Consider the following 1,074-nt stretch of genomic DNA (forward strand, 5'->3'; position numbering starts at 1 on the left):
CGACATGTTACCACCTAACATGCCGAATTTATCTTTAAGTCTTTGAATTTATGTTGACCATGAAAGATTAAATGAGCTTAGATCTGAGTAGAAATACGGCTTTTCGCCGTATAGAAAGCGTTATGTGTTTTTCTTGCAAGCGCCATGATTAATCAAAACTTTTTTCTAGCCATGCGGCATGGGTGAATTAAAAAACGGTGCCTTAGAGCGTCAATTTGGCGCCTTATTTTTGCGATTTTAAGTGGTTGTAAGTTGCTGTTTTTAAGGTGTTTATTTTTCTTGAGAACTGGTTGGTAAATGTTAGTCTTCGACTCAAATAGAAAGAGGGCTAGAAAATGGATAAAACAGACCAGTTATATGTACAAGCAGACTTTTCACATCAAGACATGAGTGGTCAGTATTTTAAAAATTGCAAATTTTTCTGCTGTTCCTTTAAACGAGCGAACCTCCGCGATACACAATTTGTAGATTGTTCTTTCATTGAACGAGGTGAATTAGAGGGGTGTGATTTTTCTTACTCGGATCTTAGAGATGCATCTTTTAAAAACTGCAGTCTTTCAATGTCGTATTTCAAAGGTGCAAATTGTTTTGGTATCGAGTTCAGAGAATGCGATTTAAAGGGTGCCAATTTTTCTCAAGCTAGCTTCATGAATCAGGTATCGAACAGAATGTATTTTTGTTCAGCTTATATAACAGGTTGTAATCTTTCATACGCCAACTTTGAAAGGCAGTGTATCGAAAAGTGTGATTTGTTTGAGAATAGATGGATTGGCGCAAATCTGAGTGGTGCATCATTTAAAGAGTCTGATTTAAGTCGGGGAGTATTTTCTGAAGGGTGTTGGAGCCAGTGTAGGTTGCAAGGTTGTGATTTGAGCCACTCGGAGTTGTATGGTTTAGACCCTCGGAAAGTTGACCTTACAGGTGTAAAAATCTGTTCGTGGCAGCAAGAACAACTTTTAGAGCAATTAGGTTTAATAGTAGTTCCTGACTAAATTTGATGGTTTGAACACACACATAACAAACGCCTCAAGAGGGACTGTCAACGCGTGGCGTTTCCAGTCCCAATGAGCCGCT

At 38.5% G+C, this 1,074-nt stretch carries 1 protein-coding gene; it reads left to right on the forward strand.

Translation table 11 applies throughout. The features are described from left to right. Positions 1-335: 335 nt before the first annotated feature. Positions 336-992 (forward strand): quinolone resistance pentapeptide repeat protein QnrVC5, encoded by a 657-nt coding sequence (locus tag R7P69_RS25150; protein ID WP_000361705.1) that lies wholly within the window; start codon positions 336-338, stop codon positions 990-992. Positions 993-1,074 lie beyond the last annotated feature (82 nt).

The sequence above is a fragment of the Vibrio sp. 661 genome (genome assembly GCF_033339315.1).
GTDB lineage: Bacteria > Pseudomonadota > Gammaproteobacteria > Enterobacterales > Vibrionaceae > Vibrio > Vibrio alginolyticus.

Coding starts and splice junctions, on each gene's coding strand:
- R7P69_RS25150 (WP_000361705.1), top strand. CDS start 336: ATGGATAAAACAGACCAGTTATATGTACAAGCAGACTTTTCACATCAA.